The organism is Phenylobacterium sp. J367 (assembly GCF_024699985.1).
Taxonomy (GTDB): Bacteria; Pseudomonadota; Alphaproteobacteria; order Caulobacterales; family Caulobacteraceae; genus Phenylobacterium.
This window is the reverse complement of sequence record NZ_JAJONA010000001.1, coordinates 4,720,635-4,741,190: the sequence shown is the minus strand read 5'-3', so window position 1 is coordinate 4,741,190 and position 20,556 is coordinate 4,720,635. Positions and strand designations below refer to the sequence as shown.

The window sequence follows — 20,556 nt, the reverse complement described above, 5'->3', positions numbered from 1 at the left end:
ACATGGCGACGGGCGCCGACATGCCGCCACACCTGACCGGCGCCCTGGGGCTGTGGACGTGGGACCTGGCGAACGAACGCGTGCGCGGCGACGCCCGGTTTGCGGCCCTGCTCGGCCTCGACCCCGGCCAGGCCAGGGCGGGCATTGCTGCCGCCGACCTCTATGCGCGCGTGCATCCCGAGGACCGCCTCCGCCTCCGGATCGCCGTCGCCGGGGTCGCGCAGGGCGCGGAGGTGTTCGCCCGCGAGTTCCGGGTGACGACGACGGAGGGCGTGCGGTGGGTCCAGGCCCGCTCGCGGGTCGAGCATGTGGCGGACCGCCGGCCGCAGTCGTTCAGCGGCGTCCTCACCGACGTCACGGAACAGAAGCGCGTCGAGGACCGGCTGGACGTCGCCCAGAGCGCGGGCGGCGTCGGCACGTTCGAGTTCGTCGACGGATTCGGCACGGTGGACGTCTCGGATCAGTTCTGCCGTCTGCTGGGCTTGCGCGTGGCCGACACCCTCTCGGTGCGCACGATCAACGCCACTGTAGAGCCCGGGGATCCGCCCTTGATCGGCGGCGTATCCAACGCCGAGCCCACCTTCCGCTCCGAGGTGCGCATCCGCCGGGCCGACACGGGCGAGCCGCGATGGCTGGCCATCCAGGGCGAGCGCCGGATCGCCGCCGACGACGCGGGCCCGACGACCGTCGGGGCCATCTACGACATCACCGCCGCGAAGGCGGCGGAGGCCCAACTGCGCGAACTGGCCGCGACGCTGGAGCAGCGGGTCGAGGCCCGCACCCAGGAGCGCGACCGGCTCTGGAGCACCTCGCGCGACCTCTTCGGCGTCGTCGGTCAGGACGGTGTCCTGCGCGCCGCGAACCCCGCGTGGCTGCGCCTCCTGGGCTATGAGGACAGCGAAGTGGTGGGCCGCAGCTTCCTGGACTTCGTGCAGGCGGACGACCTCGCCGCGGCGGGGCGGATGTGGTCCGGCGGAGACGCCGCCGTCGCCCTCGAGGACCTGGACGTCCGCATGCGGGCGCGGGACGGCGCCTGGAAGTGGGTGAACTGGACCGTCATTCCGCAGGGCGAGGCGTTCTACGCGGTGGGCCGCGACGTGACCGAGCGCAAGCAGCTCGAACAACAGCTCCGCCAGAGCCAGAAGATGGAGGCCGTGGGCCAGCTCACCGGCGGCATCGCGCACGACTTCAACAATATGCTGACCGGCATCCTGGGCGGGCTGGACATGGTCCAGCGCCGCCTGGCAAGCGGAAAGCCGGCGGAGGCCCAGAGGTTCATCCAGGGCGCGATCGCCTCGGCCGAGCGGGCCGCGGCGCTGACGCATCGTCTGCTGGCCTTTTCCCGGCAGCAGACCCTCGACCCCAGCGCGGTGGACGCCAATGGCCTCGTGTTGTCGATGGAGGATCTGCTGCGGCGGACCCTGGGTGAACGGATCGACCTGGCCATCGAACTCGATCCCGGGTTGTGGAGCACCGTCGTCGACGCCAACCAGCTGGAAAGCGCGCTTCTCAACCTGGCGATCAACGCCCGTGACGCCATGCCGGACGGCGGCAAGCTGACCATCGAGACGGTCAATGTCCAGCTTGCCGCGGGCGCGCAGTCGGAGCTTGCGCCCGGCGACTATGTGCAGCTCAGCGTGAGCGACACCGGAACCGGGATGTCCCCCGACGTCATGGGGAGGGTGTTCGATCCCTTCTTCACCACCAAGCCGCTGGGGCAGGGGACCGGCCTGGGGCTGTCGATGGTGTTCGGCTTCGCGCGTCAGTCCGGCGGCGACGTCACTATCTATAGCGAGCTCGGCCGTGGCACGACGGTCCGGCTCTACCTCCCGCGCCATCTTGGCGAGGCGCCCGCGGCGGAGCCGAAGGCCGCCGCGCCGGCGCCGCGCGGGGCCGGCGAGACGGTGCTGGTGGTCGAGGACGATCCAGCCGTGCGGCCGGTGGTCGTCGAACTGCTCCGTGACCTTGGCTATGTGGCCCTGGACGTCTCCGGCGCCGAGGACGCGCTGGCGATCCTGCAGTCGCAGCGGCGGGTCGACCTGATGGTCAGCGACATCGGTCTGCCCGGTCTCAACGGCCGCCAGCTCGCCGAACTGGCCCGTGACGTCCGCCCGGACCTGCCGGTCCTGTTCATGACGGGATACGCCGCCGGCGCGTCCCGGCGATCGGACTTCCTCGGCCCCGGTATGGAGATGATCTCCAAGCCCTTCGCCGCCGAGACCCTGGCGCAGAAGATCCGGGCGATGGTCGCGGCGCAGTCGCCCGGGACCGCGGGCGCACCCTAGGTCTCGCGGTCGACGAACTCGGCGACGAGCTGCTTGAGCGCGGTGAGGGCGACGAGGTCCATGAGCAGCGCGATGTAACCGCGGATGCGCCGGCCCCGCAGCGAGAAGTTGATATAGACGAAGAGCACGGCGTCCTTGGAGACCCGAGGGAACAACTCGCGCGGCAGGCCTTCCACAAGCTTCGGCGTGCTGATGTCCAGTCGCCGCTTGAGCATGTTGGCGATCGTGCCGAGACAGGCCTGCAGGACTACATTGCCCGTCTCCAGCAACGCTTCCGGCGCCAGCGCGGGCATCTCCTCGGCCGGAACAGCGTCGCCTGACACGGCGCGCACGAGCTCGAAGCTGCTCGCCTCCGGAAACACCAGCAGGGCGCGCCCGTAGACGTCGCCGGCGTAGTCCTGCTCCACGCCGACCATCTTCCCCATGCGGGGGCCGCCGACCATCTCGGAGGCCTGCTCCGGCGTCACGGTGGAGACGGCGGGGACAGAAAGGGTCACGGCGTTGCCGCACATGGTGGCGAGGTTCGCAGCGGCGCGTCCGACGCCGATATTGATCAGTTCCGTCAGGGCATCGAGCTCAAGCTCGGACAGGCGGAATTGCGCAGCGTCGACCAAGCGACATCCCATCGTCGAGAAACAACGTCTGGATGCCGATTACACCGCGATGGCGAAGCTTGACAGTTGGAATGCGACGGACGTGGCCCGGGTGAGCGCCTTTGCCTCAGGTCGGCGTCGCCGTTGCTGAGGGGCGTCCGGGTCGAATGGCGGTTGCTCATCCGGCCAGCCCAGGCAGGATAGCGCTATCAGCCGGGGGAAGGAACGATGGCGGATGCACGACCGGGCGGGCTGCCCGCCCATTGCCTGCCGCCGCCCGAAATCCGGGAGATGCCCGAGGCGCCCCGCCACTTCTGGCGGCTGATCGGCCCGGGCGTGGTGGCCGCCGGGGTCGGCCTCGCTTCGGGGGAGTTCATCCTCTACCCCTACATCGCCTCCCAGGTGGGGCTGGTGTTCGTATGGGCCGCCTTCGTGGGCCTGGTGACCCAGTTCTTCCTGAACATGGAGATCGAGCGCTACGCGCTGGCCACCGGCGAGACGGCGCTGACCGGCTTCAGCCGCTACTGGCGCCACTGGGGCCTGGTCTTCGCGCTGATGACCTGCTTCGCCAACCTATGGCCGGGCTGGGCGTCCAGTTCGGCGACCCTGCTCTCCTACATGGTCGGCGGCGAGCCCCGGTGGATCGCGATCGGCATGCTGGTGGCGATCGGCCTGATCCTGACCCTTGCGCCGGTGGTCTATGTGGCGCTCGAGCGAGCCCAGATGCTGAAGATCGCGGCCGTGCTGACCCTGCTGGTGGTCGCGGCCTTCGTGGCGATAGAAGCGCCGGCCTGGCGCGCCCTGCCCCAGGTGGTGACCCACGCGCGCATCCCCGCCGAGGAGCTCGGCTTCGCCCTCCTGCTCGGCGCGCTCGCCTACGCCGGCGCGGGCGGCGGCCAGAACCTCGTCCAGGCCAACTGGATCCGCGACAAGGGCTACGGCATGGGCGTCTATGCGCCGCGCCTGGTGAGCCCGGTGACCGGCGAGCCGGTGGCGCAGCCCAGCACCGGATACGTCTTCCTGCCCACGGAGGAGAACCTTCGCCGCTGGCGGGGCTGGTGGCGGTTCGCCAACCTCGAGCAGCTCTCCACCTTCGTGCTGGTGACCTTCGTGACGATCCTGTTCACGTCGCTGCTGGCCTACGCCACGGTCTTCGGGCGCGACGACGTCACGAACAACATCAGCTTCATCCGCCTGGAGGCCGAGGTGCTGGGCGCGCGGGTGGGGCCCTGGTTCCAGGTGCTGTTCCTGGCCGTGGGGGGCATTTTCGCTCTTCGCCGCAGCCTTGGGCATCGTCGACTACACGAGCCGCCTCGCCGCCGACGTCCTGAAGACCTGCTACCTGCGCACCCTCGACGAGAGCCGGATCTACGCGGCCCTGGTCTGGGCCCTGATCGTCGTGGGGATCACCGTCCTGCTGGCGGGCTTCAGCCAGCCGATCGCCCTGCTGATCACCTCCGCCGTCTCAGCCGGCTTCATGATGTTCATCTATTCGATCCTGCTGATCCTCATCAACCGGCGCTCGCTCCCGGCGCCGATCCGTGTCAGCGGCTTCCGGCTGGCGGCGCTCATCTGGTCGGTCGGCCTCTTCGGCGTGCTCTCGGCCCTGACCTTCCGCGACCAGATCATAAAGCTGCTCGGCTAGGCGACGGTCGGCGGGATCACGCTCTCGTTCTCGCGGGCGGCCTCGACATAGCGGGGGCCGCGCTTCAGCTCGAGGCGCAGCTTCTCGCGGTCGAGCTGGTTTTCCCAGCGCGCGACCACGAGGGTGGCGACGCCGTTGCCCACGAGGTTGGTCAGAGCCCGGCATTCGCTCATGAACCGGTCGACGCCGACCAGGACGGCGAGGGCTGCGATCGGCACCTGCGGCACCACGGCCAGGGTGGCCGCGAGCGTGATGAAGCCCGCGCCCGTCACGCCGCTGGCGCCCTTCGAAGTCAGCATGGCGACGGCCAGCAGGGTCAGCTCCTGGCCCAGCGTCAGCGGTGTGTTGGTCGCCTGCGCCAGGAAGAGCGTCGCCAGCGTCATGTAGATGTTGGTGCCGTCGAGGTTGAAGCTGTAGCCCGTGGGGATCACCAGGCCGGTCACCGGCTTCGAGGCGCCCAGCCGGACGAGCTTCTCCATCATCTGCGGCAGCACGCTCTCCGACGACGAGGTGCCCACCACGATCAGCAGTTCCTCGCGGATGTAGGCCAGGAAACGGAAGATCGAGAACCCGGCCCAGGCGCAGATCGAACCCAGCACCACGATCACGAAGAGCAGGGCCGTGATGTAGAAGGTGGCGACCAGGGCGCCGAGCTGCAGCAGGCTGTCGACGCCGTACTTGCCGATGGTGAAGGCCATGGCGCCGAACGCCCCGATGGGCGCGAGCCTCACGACCACATGGATCACGCCGAAGAAGACCTTGGCGATCTGATCGAGGACGTTGGCCGTCTGGGTCCCGAACTCCCCCAGACGGGTGCAGGCGTAGCCCACCAGGATAGCCAGCAGCAGCACCTGCAGCAGGTTGCCGTCGGCAAAGGCCCCGACGAAGGTGTCCGGGATCAGGTGCAGAAGGTATTCGACCAGCCCCTCGCCGTGCTTGGCCTTCTCGACGTAGCCGGCCGCGACGCTGGGATCGAGCGTGGCGGGGTCGATGTTGAAGCCGCGCCCGGGCTGGATTACCCGCCCGACGATCAGGCCGACGACCAGGGCCAGCGTCGAGACGATCTCGAAATAGATCAGCGCCTTCCCGCCGACGCGGCCGAAGGTCTTGATGTCGCTCATCCGGGCGATGCCGGCGGCCACCGTGCAGAAGATCACCGGGGCGATGACCAGCTTCACGAGCTTGATGAAGGCGTCGCCGAGCGGTTTCAGTCCGGCCCCGAACGTCGGCCAGAGGAAGCCCACGAGGATGCCGAGCGCCACGCCGATCAGCACCTGGACGTAGAGGGTCTTCAGCGCGCGCACCATCAGCGGCGCTCCGGCTTCGTCTGGAACGCATCCGCAAGAGCGGGCGGCGGGCGGCAGGTGATCGGCACTGGAAGGTCCTTGTACGGTTGCGGCCGGGGCGCCCCGGCGCCGCACGGAGCGGCCCGGCCAGCCTGGACGCGGACTATGGCGTGTCGCAGCGGCGCTGGCTCAGTAGCCCACGGCGTATCCCATCCGGCGGGGATCGCCACCGGCCATGCGCGCGCCGCCTGGCGAAGCGAGAATCCCCTGGATCGAGCCGATGGAGAACGGACCGACGGTTTCCACCTTGTGGCCCATGGCGCGGAGCTGGGCCACCGTTTCGGGCGGGAAGCGGCTTTCCATGTCGAGCGTGATCTCCGCGCCAGGCGTGTAGAAGCCGGGATCGGCGTCGAGCGCGATGCGCGGCGCCTCGATGGCCTGCTGGATGCCCATGCCCCTATCGACCACGTTCAGCAACACCTGGAATTGCGTCTGGCCGATGGTTTCGCCCCCCGGGGGTGCCGAATATCATCCGCAACCGGCCCTGGTCGAGCAGCACCGTCGGGCAGTTGCCGAGCAGGGGGATCTTGCCCGGGCCCACGAAGTTCGGATGGTCGCGGTAGGGGGCGGTCGAGCCCGTGCGGAGCCCGTTGTTGCAGAGCAGGCCTGTCTCGCCCATCACCACGGTGGTCCCGAAGCCGCCGCCGATGGTGGTCGTGCAGGCGACGGCGTTACCGTCCTTGTCCACGACCGAGAGGCTGGTGGTGTCGCCGGGCGTGCCGCGGCTGGTCCGCCTGGGCCGAGGGCCGGGACGGGGGCCAGCGATGTCGGCTCCCGCGGGGAAGGGGATCGCCTGGGCCGGGTTGATCAATCGGCGGCGCTGGGCGGCGAACTCCTTCGAGATCAGGGTCGCGGTGGGCGTCGGGCTGAAGGCGGGATCGGCCGCGTAGCGGTAGACGTCGGCCTTGGTGATCTTGATGGATTCCGCCACCAGGTGGATCGCCTGGGCGCTGGTCGCCGGCATGGCGGCGAGGTCGTAACCCTCGATCAGGTTGAGCTGTTCGCACATCTCCAGGCCGGTCCGCGAGGTGACCGGGCAGCAGAAGACATCGACGCCGCGATAGTTCGTAGCGATCGGTTCGACCCACTTCGGCCTGTAGGCGCGCATGTCGTCGGCGCGCAGGAAGCCGCCGTTGGCCTCCGAGAAGCGCGACATCTCCTGGGCGATGGGGCCTGAGTAGAAATAGTCGTAGGCCGCCTGGAGGGCGCGGTCGCGATCGGCCCCGCTCTTCAGGGCCGCGGTCTCGGCGTCGGCGAGCGCCTGGAAGGTGCGGGCCAGCGGGGGATTCCTGAACAGGCTGCGCGGCGCGGGCGGCTGGCCGCCGGGGAGGAAGATGGCTGCCGTCGTCGGATACTTGGCGAGCTGGGCCTGTTGCCGCCGGATGGTGGAGGCGATCGTCGGGTCGAGCGGATGGCCGTCCCGGGCATAGCCGATCGCCGGCTCCAGGATCGTCGCCAGCGGCAGGCGCCCGAACCGGCGGGCGAGTTCGATCCACCCGCCGAAGGCGCCGGGCGTGACCGCGGCCTTGGGCCCGGCGGTGAGGTCCGCGACGCTCGACCTGTCGTCCAGCAGCCTGGGCGCCGCGCCGGCGAAGGCCAGCGAGATCACCTGGCCGGTCCTGGCGTCGAGGCAGGTGGCGAAGCCGTTGCCCGCGGCGCTGGAAGCCCAAGGCTCGACGACGTTCAGCACGGCCATCGCCGCGACGGCGGCGTCGGCGGCCGTCCCGCCCTGCAACAGCATGCGCAGGCCGGCCATGGAAGCGAGGGGGTGGCCCGCGGCCACGGCGCCGTTCGGAGCCGGTACCTCGACGCGGTGCTGAACGACGGCGGCGGCTCCGGAACGGGGGGCGTCCGGAGCCTGGCGGCCCACCCCAGGCTGCACGACCCCGGGCTGGGGGGCCTGGGCGTGCGCCTTTGCGGTGATGGCCGCGGCGGCGGCCCCCGCCAGTCCGCCCGCCAGCATCTGGCGGCGGCCGACCAGCGGCATGGTCTCGGAAACCGGCCGAGCCGGCGTCGGAGCCTTTGTCATCTTGTCCCCCCTCCTCATCGAACTTTCTCGATCTTCCAGGCGCAGAGCCCGGAAGAAAAAGGCGCGCCGTCTCTCGACGGCGCGCCAGGGCTTCAGAAGCGCTTCTTGAGGCTGGCGTACCAGTAGCGCGCCTGCGGCTGGTAGAGCGACGCCAGGTAACCGTTCGACGGGTGCAGCGGCGGGTCCTTGTCGAACAGGTTGCGCACGCCGACCTGGATCTGGGTGTCGCTGAACACCGTGTCGGTGTCCTCAAAGGTGTACTGGCCGTAGAGGTTGACGGTGGTCTGGGACTTCAGCACCCAGGGGTTATTCTGGGAGTCGATCACATCGATGATGTCGACCGCGTCGGTGTATTTGACGAAGGCTCCCACGCGGTACGGACCGGAGCTCCAGTTGGCGTTCACCGAGTAGCGCCACTTCGGCCGGCCGTTCTTGGCCACGAAGTCGCCCCCGGCGGTGAGCGGCACGCCCGCGTTGATCTCGCCGGCCGCCTGACCTTCCGCCAGCTCGTCGCCCACAGGGCCGGGCGCCATGTGGTAGCGGATGAGCTTGGCGGCGTTGACGCTGACCGAGAAGTCGCCGAGCGGCGTGTCCTGCAGCCGGTAGTCGACGTTGATGTCGAGGCCTTCGACCGTGATCGGCAGGAAGTTCTCGAAGGTCAGCTGCATGTTCAGCAGCTGGCCGGCCGGCGCGAGGCCTGTGCCGGCGAACAGGGCCAGTTCGTCGGTCGTTGGCGCGAGGCGCTGGACGGCCGTGTTGCGGCTGCCGCGGACCCGGTAGAGGTAGTCGAGGTTCACCGCATCCTGGGCGTTGATCAGGCCCACCGCGTTCTTCTGCTCGATCTTCCAGCGGTCGATGGTGATCACCGCGCTGCCGAAGCCCGCGGGCAGCGGCGGGGTCAGCACCGCGCCATAGCTGAGGCTTTCGGACTCCTCGGGCTTGAGGTCCGGGTTGCCGATCATCTGGCGCACGAGCGACGTGGGGCGGTTGCACTGCGCCCAGTTGCTGATCCGTCCGGCGCGCAGGTCGGCCTCGCAGAACAGGTAGTCGCGGCCGCCCTGGCTGCGCTCCAGGAAGGTCAGGTTGATGACCTCCAGGTTCGGGGCGCGGAAGCCCTGGGACCACGAGGTCCGCAGCCGCACCCCTTCGATCACGTCCCAGGAGCCGGCGATCTTCGGCTTCGCCACGGAGCCGATGTCGCTGTAGCGCTCGTAGCGTCCGGCGACCTGGACCTCGAGGTTGTGGACGAACGGGACCTCGCGTTCCGGCGAGACCAGCAGGGCCACGCCTTCCGCATAGGCCGACCACACGTCGCGCTTGCCCCGGACGTCGGGGCTGAGGCTGCTGCCGGTGTCGGTGTAGGTCAGGCCGGTGACGGCGTTGGTGTACATGATCGTGCCGTCCTGGCGGGGGTCACGATTGTCGTGGAAGGTCTCCCGCCGCCACTCGATACCGGTGGCGACGCCCAGGTTGCCCTGGAACGGAAGGGTCAGCAGGCTGGGGTTCGAGAGCTTGAAGTCCCAGAGCATCAGCTCGGTCTTGCTCTTGCGGACGCCCTTGATCAGGAAGCTGTTGATGATGTCCTGACTGTTGGGCGTGATGTCGCCCACGGACGGATTGGCCGGATCGCCGCCGGTGAAGGGGTTGTAGGCCGCCGAGGTCGTTCCCGAGACCGCCTGCTGGAAGAGTGTGTTCGAGACGTTGTCGGAGACGTCCTTGGCGGTCGCCCAGTTGTAGAGGGCTGCCGATTCCCAGTCCCATTCTCCGAACGTGCCGCGCAGGCCGCCGAGGAACCGGTACTGGTAGTTGGTGACCGCGACCTCGCGCGTGCCCGCGTCGACGATGTTGTACGAGGTGATGGTCAGCGGCACGCCCGCCGCCGCGATGTTCAGGCCGGGCAGGCGGTTGGGGGAGCCCACCGGGCCGAACGGGTTCCAGTAGGCGTTGGCGGGCAGGGTGATCGGCGCATTGGTGCCGACGCCGCCGGAGCCGCCGATGTCGCTGGTCTTGGCGGTGTAGAACCCGAGCTCGCCGAAGAACTGCAGGTCCTCGGTCAGGTCGTAGTTGATGAAGCTGAACAGGTTCAGCCGCTCCGCACTGGCCAGCGTCGAGATCCTGTCGAACGAGCGCGCGGAGTCGAGGCGGGTGTTGCGGTCGGCCACGCCGGTGGTGATGTTGCCGTCGTCGTAGCAGACGCCCGGCGTGCTGCTGGCGAGCTGGCAGCCCGGGTTGGTCGAGGGCTGCATGTGGAACATGGCTGAGCCGTTGGTGACGGCCACGCCGTTCGAGCGGATGACGCCCAGACTGGCCGGCGCTTGGAAGACGCCCCAGGCCGAGCTCGTGCTGCGTCCGTCGAAGGCGGCGACGCCCTCGAATGGCGTCCCGACCGCAAAGCGCGAGCGGTCGGAGCTCGCCATGTAGTCGAGGTCCTTCGAGTAGAGCCGCGAACGGTCGGAGTAGCTGCCGAAGATCGAGATGTTGCCGCGGCCTTCCTGGAAGTCCTTGCCCCAGATGCCGGAGAGCTCGAGCTCGCGCTGGCTGGTCCCCTCGGCGCCGCCGTACTGGACGGTGAACTCCGCGCCGTCGAAGTCGGAGCGCAGCACGTTGTTCACGACCCCGGCGACGGCGTCGGAGCCGTAGAGGGCGGCGGCGCCGTCCCGCAGGACCTCCAGGCGCTCCAGGCCGGCCACGGGGATGGTGTTGGCGTTGTATCCGAACACCGGAACCTGGCTGTCGACGATGCCGGTCACCGCCTGGGAGGTCGGGTGGAGCACGACCCGGCGGCTGTTGATCAGCAGGAGCGTGTTGCCGAGGCCGAGGCCGCGGAGGCTCACCGAGGAGACGTCGCCCCGGGTGGAGTTCACCCCCACCGGTCGCCTGCTCGTTGAAGGCGACGTCGCCGACCTGCGGGATGGTCCGGAAGAGGTCGCCGCTGGAGACCGGCGCCACGGCGTTCATGGTTTCGGGATTGATGACCGTGACCGGGAGCGCGCCGGTGGTCTTGGCGCCGCGGATCTGGGAGCCGATGACGAGCACGTCCTCCACGGTCACCGAATCGTCCGGATCCTGACCGGCCGTCGTCTGCGCCTGGGCCGTCGCCCCGGTCGCCATCGTGGCGAGCGCCAGGACGCTGGCGTGCATCAGCCACAGCGGTTTGCTTCTGAGCTTCATTTCCCCCTCCCAAGTCTGCGCTTTGCGCTTTTCCCAGGAGAGGTTGGTCGCAGGACCGCGCGGCCCGCAACGGTTCGCAGACCCCGCTCTTCCGAAGACAAATCGACCGAGAATTCAGCCGGTTGAGGGAAGCTGGCGCGGGGCGCACCCAAACCGGTGAGCGGAAAGCCGCACACCGCGGGGGGCGCGGGTGCGTACTGTCACACAGGCGTCATCCGGGCGGATCGCGGGCCTGAGTCGATGGCCGGATTCCCCCGCGGTCCGGCGGTCCGGCGGGCTTCCTCGCGCGGCGTCAGACGGTGCGGAAGGCGTGCAGGTCGATGCCGTGGCGCGCGACCTTGTCGTAGAAGGTCTTGCGCGGAATCCCGAGCGCCTCGAGGGCCGAGCGGACGTCCCCGCCGCACTCCGTCAGCGTCTCCTGGATCAGCCGCGCCTCGAAGGCCGCGACCCGCTGGGGCAGGGCCTCCTGGACGACGGCGTCCGCACAGCCGCCGCCGTCCTCGACGTCGAGCGCGACGCGCTGGGCGTAGTGGCTGAGCTCGCGGACATTGCCGGGCCAGTCGTGGTGCATGAGCTTCCAGCGGACGCCGTCGGTGATGTTCGGCGCCGGGCCCCGAACCGTTCGGCCGCCTGGCTGGCGAAGTGGCTGAACAAAAGCGGGATATCGTCGCGTCGTTCGCGGAGCGGCGGGATCCTAAGGCGCACCACGTCGAGGCGATGGAAGAGATCCTGCCGGAAGCGCCCCTGGCGGACCGCGTCGGCGAGGTCCACCTGGGCCGCGGCCACGAAGCGGACGTCGATGTTGCGGCCGGCGTTGCCGCCCAGCGGCGTGACCTCGCGCTCCTCAAGCACCCGCAGGAATTTTCCCTGCGCCTCGGAAGGCAGCGTCTCGACGCCATCGAGCAGGAGAGTGCCCCGGTCGGCCAGCGCCAGGCGCCCGGTCCGGGCGCGCACCGCGCCGTTGAAGGCCCCCAGCTCGTGGCCGAACAGCTCGCTCTCGATCATGCCGACCGGCAGGGCGGCGCAGTCGACGGTCACGAACTCGCGGTGCTTGCGGGCGCTCCAGCTGTGCAGGGCGCGGGCGGCGAGCTCCTTGCCGACACCCGTTTCGCCTTCCAGCAGGACATCGACGTCGGCCTGGGCGAGCTGGCGGAGCGTTGCGCGCAACCGCTCCATCACCGGCGTCTGGCCCATCAGCGGCCAGTCGTTCTGGGCGGCCTGAACGGCGGCGCGCAGGTTGCGGTTCTCGATCACCAGACGCCGGGTCTCCATGGCGCGCTGGATGCTGCTGACCAGGCGTTCGGCCGGATAGGGCTTGGCCACGAAGTCGTAGGCCCCCTCGTGCATCACCTCGACGGCCTGGGACACGTCGGCGTGGCCGGTGATCAGGATGACTGGCAGCTCGGCGTCGCGCTGGCGGAGCTGGCGGAAGAGCTGCCGGCCGTCCATGCCGGGCATGCGGATGTCCGTCACCACCACGCCCGGGAAGTCTGCGGGCAGGGCGGCGGCTGCCGCCTCGGCGGAGGCGAAGCCCATGACCGCGAAGCCGGCGAGCTGCAGGGACTGCACATTGGCCCCGCGGAGATCATCGTCGTCATCGACGAAGGCGACTTGGTTGATGGCGCTCAGCATTACCTGGCCTTGCGAAGGGTCATGAGGAAGCTCGCTCCGCCGTTCAACGGGCGCTGGAGCGACAGGTCGCCGCCGAATTCGGCGACGATGTCGCGACTGATCACCAGGCCCAGGCCGAGGCCCCGCGGCTTGGTGGTGGCGAAAGGCGTGAAGACCGTCCCGGCCGCCTCCTCGGTGAGGCCGGGTCCATTGTCGGCGACGACGACGGTGACCTGGTTCTTCCGGGACGCCACGCGGATGGTGATTTGCGGCGAGGGGGCGCCCTCCAGCGCCTCGAGGGCGTTCTGCAGCAGGTTCACCAACACCTGCTCCAGCCTGAACCGCTCGGCCATCGCCTGCAGGCCGGGCTGCTCCGCTTCGACAGTGATGCGGACCGCCTGCTGCCGGATCCGTGGCGCGAGCAGCAGCAGCGCGCCCTCGATGGCGTCGGCGACCACGACCGGGGCCGGGGGGCGCGCTGGACTTGCGGCCGAAGGCGCGCAGCTCGTCGGTGATCAGGCCGATCCGCATCGTCAGGCTGGCGATGACGCCGAGGTTGGCCATCGCCGTGTCGACGTCCTTGCGCTCCAGGAAGACGGCGGTGTTGTCGGCATAGCTGCGGATCGCGGCGAGCGGCTGGTTGATCTCGTGGGCCACCCCGGCGGCGATCTGGCCGAGCGTCGCCAGCTTGTTCGACTGGACGAGCTGGTCCTGCATCCTGTGGATGTGCGCTTCCGCGCGGCGGCGCTCCTCCATCTCCACGGTCAGCCGCCGGTTGGTGCTCCGCAGTTCCTGGGTCCGTTCCTGGACGCGCAACTCCAGCTCGGCGCGGGCGGCCTCCCTGGCGGGCGGCGCGGACCGAGGCCTGCATCCGCCAGCGCAGGATGAAGGCCGAGAGGCCCACGATCATGGCGCAGACCAGCAGGGTCACCGCCCAGGCGGCGCTGACCGCGGCGTTCACGGTCACCCCCATGGGCGAGAGCACGAACACGTTCCAGCCCCCCGGCCAGCCGCGTGCTGGCGGCCATGAACCGCTGCGGCGAGCCGCCGGGCAGGGCGACGCTGGTCAGCATCTGTTCGTCATCCCGGCGCAGGTGCGGCGAGGTCGGCAGGACCCGGAAGGGCGCCGCGCCGAACCGCTGTTCGGCGTGCAGCCGCGCCTGCTCGTTCGGGGGCAGGGCGGTCAGGGTGTGGAACCGCCACTGGGGGATGGACGTGACGAGGATGATCCCGTCGGCGTCCGCGGCGAAGGCCGGGACGTCGGCGGACCAGTCGGCCTCCAACTGCTGGAACTCGGCCTTCACGACCACGATGCCTATGGCGTCGCCGCGCCCGTCCACGCGCTGGGACATGTAGAGGCCGGGTCGCCGGCTGGACGTGCCCAGCGCGAACATCTCTGCGCGGCCGTCCGCCTTGGCCTCGCGGTAGTAGGAGCGGAAGCTGTAGTCGACGCCGACGAAGCTCGTGGGCTCGCGCCAGTTGCTGGCCGCCACCGTGAGACCGTCGACGTTCAACAGGTAGATCACCGCCGCGCCGGTGCCGTGGGTCAGGGTCTCGAGCTTGCGGTTCAGCGCCTCCAGGCGTCCGGGGGTCGGCGCCGCGAGGACGGCGACGACATCCGGGTCCTGGGCCAGCACGAACGGCAGGGAGCGGTGCTTGGCGAGCTCGCTGCGAAGCACGGCGGCGTGCAGGGCGGCCGAGGCGCGGGCGGTATGGGCGAGGTCGGCGCGGGCGCGCCGGGCGACCACGGCGCCGGAGATCAGGGTGCAGGTCAGGGTGAAGATCGCCGCGCAGATCCAGAACGTCGTCCAGCGCCGGACGATGGGCTCGGGGCGGAGATTGGCCAGGGTCACGCGCACGCGGGGTCAGGCCTCAAAGTGGTGCGGATTTCCGCACACGTTTCCGCGGCGCTGGCGGAAATCCGCACTCAGGCGGCCGCCTCGACACCTCGTCTCCCGAAGATTCCCCAGCGAATTCAATCGCCGCCCCACTGGAACTTGCGTCCGTTCCGGCTAGGATGCGGGAAGTCGGCGCGCGAACAAAGCCGTTCGTCGCGCCCGTGCGGTCAGGTCGCGCGGCGCATGGTGACGATCGGCACAGGCGGCTTCAGCCACTGGCCGCGCTGATCCTTGAACTTGGTCTCGCCGTTGGTCGGCAGCCGGAGAATCCGCTCGGCCACCGACATGCCGGAGACCACGCGGCCGAAGGCGGCGTAGCCCAGGTTGTCGCCCGGCTCGCCCGGATGGGCGTCCAGGTACGGCTGGTCGCCGATGCAGATGAAGAAGTTGTTGGTCGCCGTCCCCGGCGCGAAGCGGCCGAGCGAGATCGTGCCGTTCAGGTGCTTGAGGCCCGTCTTGGTGGTGCTCTCGTGGCGGATCGGCGGGAAGGGGCGGATCTTGGCGTGCGGCGATCCGACGATGGTGCCGTCCTTCTCGACGCCCGGCGTGCGCGCGGCGCGGAAGAAGATTCCGTCGTCAAAGGCCTTGGCGTCCACATAGCGCAGGAAGTTGGCGGTCGTCAGCGGGGCCTTCTTGTCCTCCAGCTCGACGACGATGGTCCCCCGGGCCGTCTTGATGGCCACCCGCGGCTTGGCGGCCGCGAAGGCCATCCCGGGCGACGCCAGCACCAGACCCCCGCCTGCGATCAGACTCCGACGTTCGATGGTCCCGCCGCTCATTCCGTCTCCGCTCCGTCCTTGTCTGTCCGCGCGCACCCTACTCTAAATGCCGGCAACCAAGGCAAGGGCGGGGCAGGGGAAACCAGGATGGTGCAGCAGTTGACGCCGAGGCGGGCGCTGAGCCGCCGCCGGTTGCTGGGCTCTGGCGCGGCGGTCGCCGCCGCGACGCTGGCGGGCCCGCTGGCCGCAGCTCCGCGCCGCAAGCCGAACATCGTTGTCATCCTCTGCGACGACCTCGGCTACGGCGACCTGGGCGTGTTCGGCAGTCGGCTGATCCGCACGCCGAACATCGACCGGCTGGCGCGCGAGGGCGCCCGGCTCACCGACTTCTACGCCGCCGCCAACGTCTGCACGCCGTCCCGCGCCGGCCTGCTCACCGGCCGCTATCCGATCCGCATGGGCCTCGCCCACGAGGTGATCCAGGCGGGCGACACCTCGCGCGGCCTGCCGCAGAGCGAGGTGACGATCGCCGAGGCGCTGCGCCCGGAATATGCCACCGCCCTGGTCGGCAAGTGGCACCTGGGCCACGTGGCGCCCTGGTGGCCGCCGACCAGCCAGGGCTTCGATGTCTTCTTCGGCCTGCCCTACAGCCACGACATGAAGCCTATCGGTCTCTTCACCTCCGGCCCCGGGGTGGAGCTGACCCGGGAGGACGTGGACATGGCGCGGCTCACCGAGCGGTTCTTCGACCGTGGCCTGGCCTTCGTAGAGGACCAGCAGGCGAAGCCCTTCTTACTGATGCTGGCGCTCACCGCGCCCCACCTGCCGCTCGTGCCGCACCCCGACCACAAGGGCCACTCCCCCGCGGCGGCCTACGGCGACGTGGTGGAGGAGGTGGACGCCGGGGTCGGCCGGCTGCTCGCGAAACTGAAGGCGCTGGGCCTCGACCGCGACACGCTGGTCATCCTCACCTCCGACAATGGCCCCTGGTTCGACGGCTCGGCCGGTCCCTTGCGCGACCGCAAGGGCGGGGCAGGCTGGGACGGCGGCTATCGTGTGCCGTTCGTCGCGCGTTATCCGGCGGTCATTCCGGCCGGCCTGACCAGTGACGCCATCGCCATGAACATCGACCTCCTGCCCACCTTCCTGGCGCTCGCCGGCCAGGCCCCGCCAGCGGTGGAGCTGGATGGCCGGGACCTGACACGGGTGCTGACGACGCGCCGCGCGCCTTCGCCGCACGACGAGCTGATCCTGTTCAACAACGAACAGGTGGCCGCCATCCGCACCCAGCGCTGGAAGCTGGTGGGCCGCAGCTACTACCGGCATCTCGACCTGCCCCTCGACCGGCTGGGCTGGACGGGCCTCTTCGACGTCCAGGCCGATCCGTCCGAGAGCTACAACCTCGCCGCCGCCCATCCCGACGTCCTGGCCGACATGAAGGCCCGGATGCAGCGCGCCCAGGCGAAGTTCGAGCCGATGGGCGTGGCGAAAGCCGCCGCGGCGCCGGCCGCGAGATAGGGCAGGTCCATCCACCGATCGGGAGGCTGAGGAAAGATCGTGCGCCTGATCCTGCGCTGGTCTCGCCGATCGCCGATTTCAGCTCCGACGACGAGGACCTGCTCTTCACGCCCGCCGCCCCGAAATAGCGGGCATCCTGTCGCGCCCCCGCGCTAGTGTGCGGCTCCCACGCGTCTTGAGGAGCCCAGGATGAAACTGTTGCGGTTCGGTCCAGCCGGGACCGAGAAGCCTGGACTCCTGGACGCCGCCGGCGTCGTGCGCGACCTCTCCGGCCAGATCGGCGACCTGACCCCCGACCAGCTCTCAACCGATGCGCTGAAGCGGCTGGCGGCCCTCGACCCGGCCAGCCTGCCGGCGGTGGACGGCCCGGTGCGCTACGGCCCGCCCTTGGCCGGCGTGCCGAAGTTCATCGCCATCGGCCTGAACTATTCGGACCACGCGGCGGAATCGAACATGCCCGTGCCCAAGGAGCCGATCGTCTTCATGAAGGCCACCTCCTGCCTCCAGGGACCCGACGACGACGTGATGCTGCCGAAGGACAGCGTGAAGTCCGACTGGGAGGTCGAGCTCGGCGTCGTGATCGGCCGGACGGCCCGGTACGTGGAGCAAGCCCAGGCGCTGGACCACGTGGCCGGCTACTGCGTGGTGAACGACGTCTCCGAGCGCGAGTACCAGCTCGAGCGCGGCAGCCAGTGGGACAAGGGCAAGGGCTGCGACACCTTCGGTCCGGTGGGCCCCTGGCTGGTCACCGCCGACGAGGTGGGCGACCCGCAGAACCTCGGCATGTGGCTCGACCTGAACGGCGAGCGTGTCCAGACGGGCAATACGAAAACTATGGTGTTCGGCGTGGCCGAGCTCGTCGCCTACCTCAGCCGCTTCATGACCCTGGTCCCCGGCGACATCATCACCACCGGCACGCCGCCCGGTGTCGGCATGGGGATGAAGCCGCCCCGCTTCCTGAAAGCGGGCGACGTGATGACGCTTGGAATCGATAAGCTGGGCGCGCAGCGGCAGACCGTCGTACCCTGGCGAAGGATTCCCTGACGGAGACGACCCTTGCGGATGCCCGCGCCGGACGGTCGGACGATCGCGAGGCGCGGTGAACTGGTCACCGCGCTCAGGAAGATCGTGCCCGGCGAAGGCGTGAAGGCCGACGACGCCGAACTCGCCGCCTACGAGTGCGACGCGCTCACCGCCTATCGCCAGAAGCCGCTGATCGTCGTCCTGCCGGAGACCGTGGAGCAGGTCTCCCAGGTCCTGGCCTACTGCCACCGCGAAGGGGTGAAGGTGGTGCCGCGCGGCGCCGGGACGTCGCTCTCCGGCGGGGCCCTGCCGCTGGCCGACGGCATCGTGCTCGGCATGGCCAAGTTCAACCGGGTGCTGGAGGTCGACTACGGCAACCGCGTGGCGGTGGTGCAGCCGGGGGTGACTAACCTGGCGGTGACCCAGGCGGTGGCCGGGCGCGGCTTCTACTACGCCCCCGATCCGTCCAGCCAGATCGCCTGCACCGTCGGCGGCAACATCGCCGAGAATTCCGGCGGGGTGCACTGCCTGAAGTACGGCATGACCTCGAACAATCTACTGGGCGTCGAGATGGTGCTGATGGACGGCACGATCCTCAGGCTCGGCGGCAAGCATCTCGACGCGCCCGGGCTCGACCTCATGGGCGTGGTCTGCGGCTCGGAGGGGCTGCTGGGCGTGGTCACCGAGGCGACGGTCCGCATCCTGCGGGCGCCCGAGACCCAGCGCGCCCTGCTGATCGGCTTCCCCAGCGTTGAACAGGCCGGCGCGACGGTGGCGGCGGTGATCGCGGCGGGCGTCATCCCGGCGGCCATGGAAATGATGGACCGGGCCGCGATCCATGCGGCCGAGGCCTTCGTCCACGCCGGCTATCCGCTCGACGTCGAGGCCCTGCTGATCGCCGAACTGGACGGGCCCGAAGCGGAGGTGGCGCACCTGATCGCTGTCGTCGAGGCGATCGCCACGAAGCACGGCTGCGCCTCGGTCCGCGCCTCGGCCGACGAGGCGGAGCGCCTGCGGTTCTGGGCGGGGCGGAAGGCGGCGTTCCCGGCGGTGGGGCGGATCTCGCCGGACTATTTCTGCATGGACGGCACGATCCCGCGGAATCGCCTGCCCGAAGTGCTGAACCGGATGCAGGCGATGTCGGCCGAGTTCGGCCTCAGGGTGGCCAATGTCTTCCACGCCGGCGACGGCAACCTGCACCCGCTGATCCTCTACGACGCCGACAAGCCCGGCGAGCTCGAGCGCGCCGAGGCGTTCGGCGCGGCGATCCTCGAGCTCTGCGTGGAGGTGGGCGGCGTGCTCACCGGCGAGCATGGCGTCGGCATCGAGAAGCGCGATCTGATGGAGGTCCAGTTCGGGCCGGAGGATCTGGCCCAGCAGCAGCGCCTGAAGTGCGCCTTCGACGAAAGCGGCCTGCTCAATCCGGGGAAGGTGTTCCCGACCCTCTGCCGCTGCGCCGAGTATGGCCGCGTGCATGTGAAGGGCGGCCAGTTCCGCTTCCCCGAGCTGGAGCGGTTCTGATGGCTGAGGTGCAGACGGCCTGGACCGCCCAGGAGGCGGCCGAGGTGATCCGCGCCGCCGCCGCGGCGGGCGAGGCCCTCGAACTGGTGGGTCAGGGCACCAAGCGCGGCTTCGGCCGGCCGGTGGCGGCCGACACGGTGCTCGACCTCTCGGGTCTCGCGGGGATCGTACGGTACGAACCCGAGGAACTGGTGCTCACCCTGAAGCCCGGAACGCCCATGGCCGAGGTCGACGCCCTGCTCGCCGAGGGCGGCCAGATGCTGGCCTTCGAACCGCCGGACCTGGGCCCGCTGTTCGGACAGCCGACGGGGCAGGGGACGATCGGCGGCGCCATCCTTTGCGGACGGGGCGGCCCCCGTCGGCTCAGCGCCGGGGCCCCGCGCGACCATTGCCTGGGCGTGAAGGCGGTGAACGGGCTCGGCGACGCCTATGCCGGCGGCGGCCGGGTGGTGAAGAACGTCACCGGCTTCGACCTTCCTAAGCTAATCGCCGGCAGCTTCGGGACCCTCGGCGCCGTGACCGAGCTGACCGTGAAGGTCCTTCCGGCCCCCGAGACCAGCGTGACGCTCCGCCTCGAGGGGCTTTCGGTGGAGGCGGCGGTGACGGCGATGGCCGAGGCCATGGGCACGCCGGCCCAGGTGTCGGCGGCCGCCTTCCTGCCGGCCGAGCTGTCGGCGGGCGCGTCGCAGACCCTGCTCCGGCTGGAGGGCTTCGGGCCGTCGGTGGCGGCCCGCGCGGCGCATCTTCGCGCGACCCTGGCCGGACAGCCGTTCGCCGCCGACCTGGGTCCCGAGGAGACGCGGGCGGTCTGGAAGACCGTCGCCGACGCGGCGCCGTTTGCGAACGCCGGCGCCGTGCTCTGGCGGCTCTCCGTCCCCCCGAGCCACGGCCCGCTCGGCGCCCGGCTGGCGGCCCGGCTCGGCGGGCGGTATCTGCTCGACTGGGCGGGCGGGGGAATCTGGCTGGAACTGCCGCCCGCGCCTGACGCCCACGCCGGGGTCGTCCGTTCTGCGCTCCACGCCGCGGTGGGCCACGACGGCCATGCTACCCTGGTCCGGGCTCCCGAAGGCGCGCGCGCCGCCGTCGATCCGTTCGACGGCGCGGGGTCTCCGCTGGAAACCCTGACCGCCCGGGTCAAGGCGCAGTTCGATCCCGGCGGGGTGCTGAATCCCGGCCGCATGTACGCGGGGGCCTGAC

General features: G+C 70.1%; 17 protein-coding genes and 2 pseudogenes. 8 read left to right on the top strand and 11 right to left on the bottom strand.

Features of this window, described 5'->3' with window-relative positions; genetic code table 11:
* Window positions 1-2: 2 nt before the first annotated feature.
* Window positions 3-2,285 (top strand): PAS domain-containing sensor histidine kinase, encoded by a 2,283-nt coding sequence (locus LRS04_RS25200; RefSeq protein WP_257818816.1) that lies wholly within the window; start codon window positions 3-5, stop codon window positions 2,283-2,285.
* Here LRS04_RS25200 and LRS04_RS25195 read toward each other — a convergent pair.
* The gene (locus LRS04_RS25195; protein ID WP_257818814.1) at window positions 2,282-2,899 is read right to left on the bottom strand and encodes a chemotaxis protein CheC; all 618 of its coding nucleotides are present in this window, start codon (window positions 2,897-2,899) and stop codon (window positions 2,282-2,284) included. The two genes, LRS04_RS25200 and LRS04_RS25195, sit on opposite strands and share 4 nt — an antisense overlap.
* 207 nt (window positions 2,900-3,106) lie before the next feature.
* Between LRS04_RS25195 and LRS04_RS28575 the strand changes: the two are divergent.
* Together LRS04_RS28575 and LRS04_RS25185 are read left to right on the top strand one after the other, a co-directional pair.
* A pseudogene (locus LRS04_RS28575) lies at window positions 3,107-4,105 on the top strand (Nramp family divalent metal transporter); the annotation flags it as partial.
* Window positions 4,106-4,163: 58 nt separating this feature from the next.
* Window positions 4,164-4,523 carry an Nramp family divalent metal transporter gene (locus LRS04_RS25185; RefSeq protein ID WP_257818811.1) on the top strand — a complete coding sequence of 120 codons (360 nt, stop codon included), beginning with the start codon at window positions 4,164-4,166 and terminating at the stop codon, window positions 4,521-4,523.
* Here the strand turns inward: LRS04_RS25185 and LRS04_RS25180 are convergent.
* The 4 genes from LRS04_RS25180 to LRS04_RS25165 form a co-directional block, all read right to left on the bottom strand.
* Complete coding sequence (locus LRS04_RS25180) at window positions 4,520-5,818, bottom strand: dicarboxylate/amino acid:cation symporter (RefSeq protein ID WP_257819256.1); 1,299 nt, start codon at window positions 5,816-5,818, stop codon at window positions 4,520-4,522. The genes LRS04_RS25185 and LRS04_RS25180 overlap by 4 nt on opposite strands.
* Before the next feature lie 180 nt (window positions 5,819-5,998).
* A complete protein-coding gene (locus LRS04_RS25175) occupies window positions 5,999-6,277 on the bottom strand; it encodes a gamma-glutamyltransferase family protein (protein WP_257818810.1) in 279 nt (92 codons plus the stop codon).
* Window positions 6,267-7,898 carry a gamma-glutamyltransferase family protein gene (locus tag LRS04_RS25170; RefSeq protein ID WP_257818808.1) on the bottom strand — a complete coding sequence of 544 codons (1,632 nt, stop codon included), beginning with the start codon at window positions 7,896-7,898 and terminating at the stop codon, window positions 6,267-6,269. The genes LRS04_RS25175 and LRS04_RS25170 overlap by 11 nt, the downstream gene beginning before the upstream one ends.
* 92 nt (window positions 7,899-7,990) lie before the next feature.
* The gene (locus LRS04_RS25165) at window positions 7,991-10,762 is read right to left on the bottom strand and encodes a TonB-dependent receptor domain-containing protein (RefSeq protein WP_257818807.1); all 2,772 of its coding nucleotides are present in this window, start codon (window positions 10,760-10,762) and stop codon (window positions 7,991-7,993) included.
* Here LRS04_RS25165 and LRS04_RS25160 point away from each other — a divergent pair.
* Window positions 10,752-11,195: a hypothetical protein gene (locus LRS04_RS25160; RefSeq protein WP_257818804.1), complete on the top strand. Its 444-nt coding sequence runs from the start codon at window positions 10,752-10,754 to the stop codon at window positions 11,193-11,195. The two genes, LRS04_RS25165 and LRS04_RS25160, sit on opposite strands and share 11 nt — an antisense overlap.
* Window positions 11,196-11,361: 166 nt before the next feature.
* Here LRS04_RS25160 and LRS04_RS27345 read toward each other — a convergent pair whose 3' ends face one another.
* From LRS04_RS27345 to LRS04_RS25135, 6 genes and pseudogenes are all read right to left on the bottom strand, one after another.
* Complete coding sequence (locus tag LRS04_RS27345; RefSeq protein WP_308238441.1) at window positions 11,362-11,481, bottom strand: hypothetical protein; 120 nt, start codon at window positions 11,479-11,481, stop codon at window positions 11,362-11,364.
* Window positions 11,482-11,492: 11 nt separating this feature from the next.
* Window positions 11,493-12,701 carry a sigma-54 dependent transcriptional regulator gene (locus LRS04_RS25155; protein WP_308238439.1) on the bottom strand — a complete coding sequence of 403 codons (1,209 nt, stop codon included), beginning with the start codon at window positions 12,699-12,701 and terminating at the stop codon, window positions 11,493-11,495.
* Window positions 12,701-13,138 (bottom strand): sensor histidine kinase, encoded by a 438-nt coding sequence (locus LRS04_RS25150; protein ID WP_257819255.1) that lies wholly within the window; start codon window positions 13,136-13,138, stop codon window positions 12,701-12,703. Before LRS04_RS25150 ends, LRS04_RS25155 begins: the two co-directional genes overlap by 1 nt.
* A gap of 82 nt (window positions 13,139-13,220) precedes the next feature.
* A pseudogene (locus tag LRS04_RS25145) lies at window positions 13,221-13,397 on the bottom strand (histidine kinase dimerization/phospho-acceptor domain-containing protein); the annotation flags it as partial.
* Between the two features lie 47 nt (window positions 13,398-13,444).
* Window positions 13,445-14,539 carry a hypothetical protein gene (locus LRS04_RS25140; protein ID WP_257818803.1) on the bottom strand — a complete coding sequence of 365 codons (1,095 nt, stop codon included), beginning with the start codon at window positions 14,537-14,539 and terminating at the stop codon, window positions 13,445-13,447.
* Window positions 14,540-14,745: 206 nt separating this feature from the next.
* Window positions 14,746-15,357, bottom strand: a complete 612-nt coding sequence (locus LRS04_RS25135; protein WP_257818801.1) for a peptidylprolyl isomerase — start codon at window positions 15,355-15,357, stop codon at window positions 14,746-14,748.
* A gap of 87 nt (window positions 15,358-15,444) precedes the next feature.
* On the opposite strand from LRS04_RS25135, the gene LRS04_RS25130 reads away from it, so the two are divergent.
* From LRS04_RS25130 to glcE, 4 genes are all read left to right on the top strand, one after another.
* Entirely contained in the window at window positions 15,445-16,815 is a 1,371-nt protein-coding gene (locus tag LRS04_RS25130; protein WP_257818800.1) for a sulfatase, read from the top strand.
* A gap of 189 nt (window positions 16,816-17,004) precedes the next feature.
* The gene (locus LRS04_RS25125) at window positions 17,005-17,859 is read left to right on the top strand and encodes a fumarylacetoacetate hydrolase family protein (protein ID WP_257818799.1); all 855 of its coding nucleotides are present in this window, start codon (window positions 17,005-17,007) and stop codon (window positions 17,857-17,859) included.
* Window positions 17,860-17,877: 18 nt separating this feature from the next.
* Window positions 17,878-19,359 (top strand): FAD-linked oxidase C-terminal domain-containing protein, encoded by a 1,482-nt coding sequence (locus LRS04_RS25120; protein ID WP_257818797.1) that lies wholly within the window; start codon window positions 17,878-17,880, stop codon window positions 19,357-19,359.
* The gene (gene glcE / locus LRS04_RS25115; protein WP_257818796.1) at window positions 19,359-20,555 is read left to right on the top strand and encodes a glycolate oxidase subunit GlcE; all 1,197 of its coding nucleotides are present in this window, start codon (window positions 19,359-19,361) and stop codon (window positions 20,553-20,555) included. The genes LRS04_RS25120 and glcE overlap by 1 nt, the downstream gene beginning before the upstream one ends.
* The last annotated feature ends 1 nt before the right edge of the window (window position 20,556 follow it).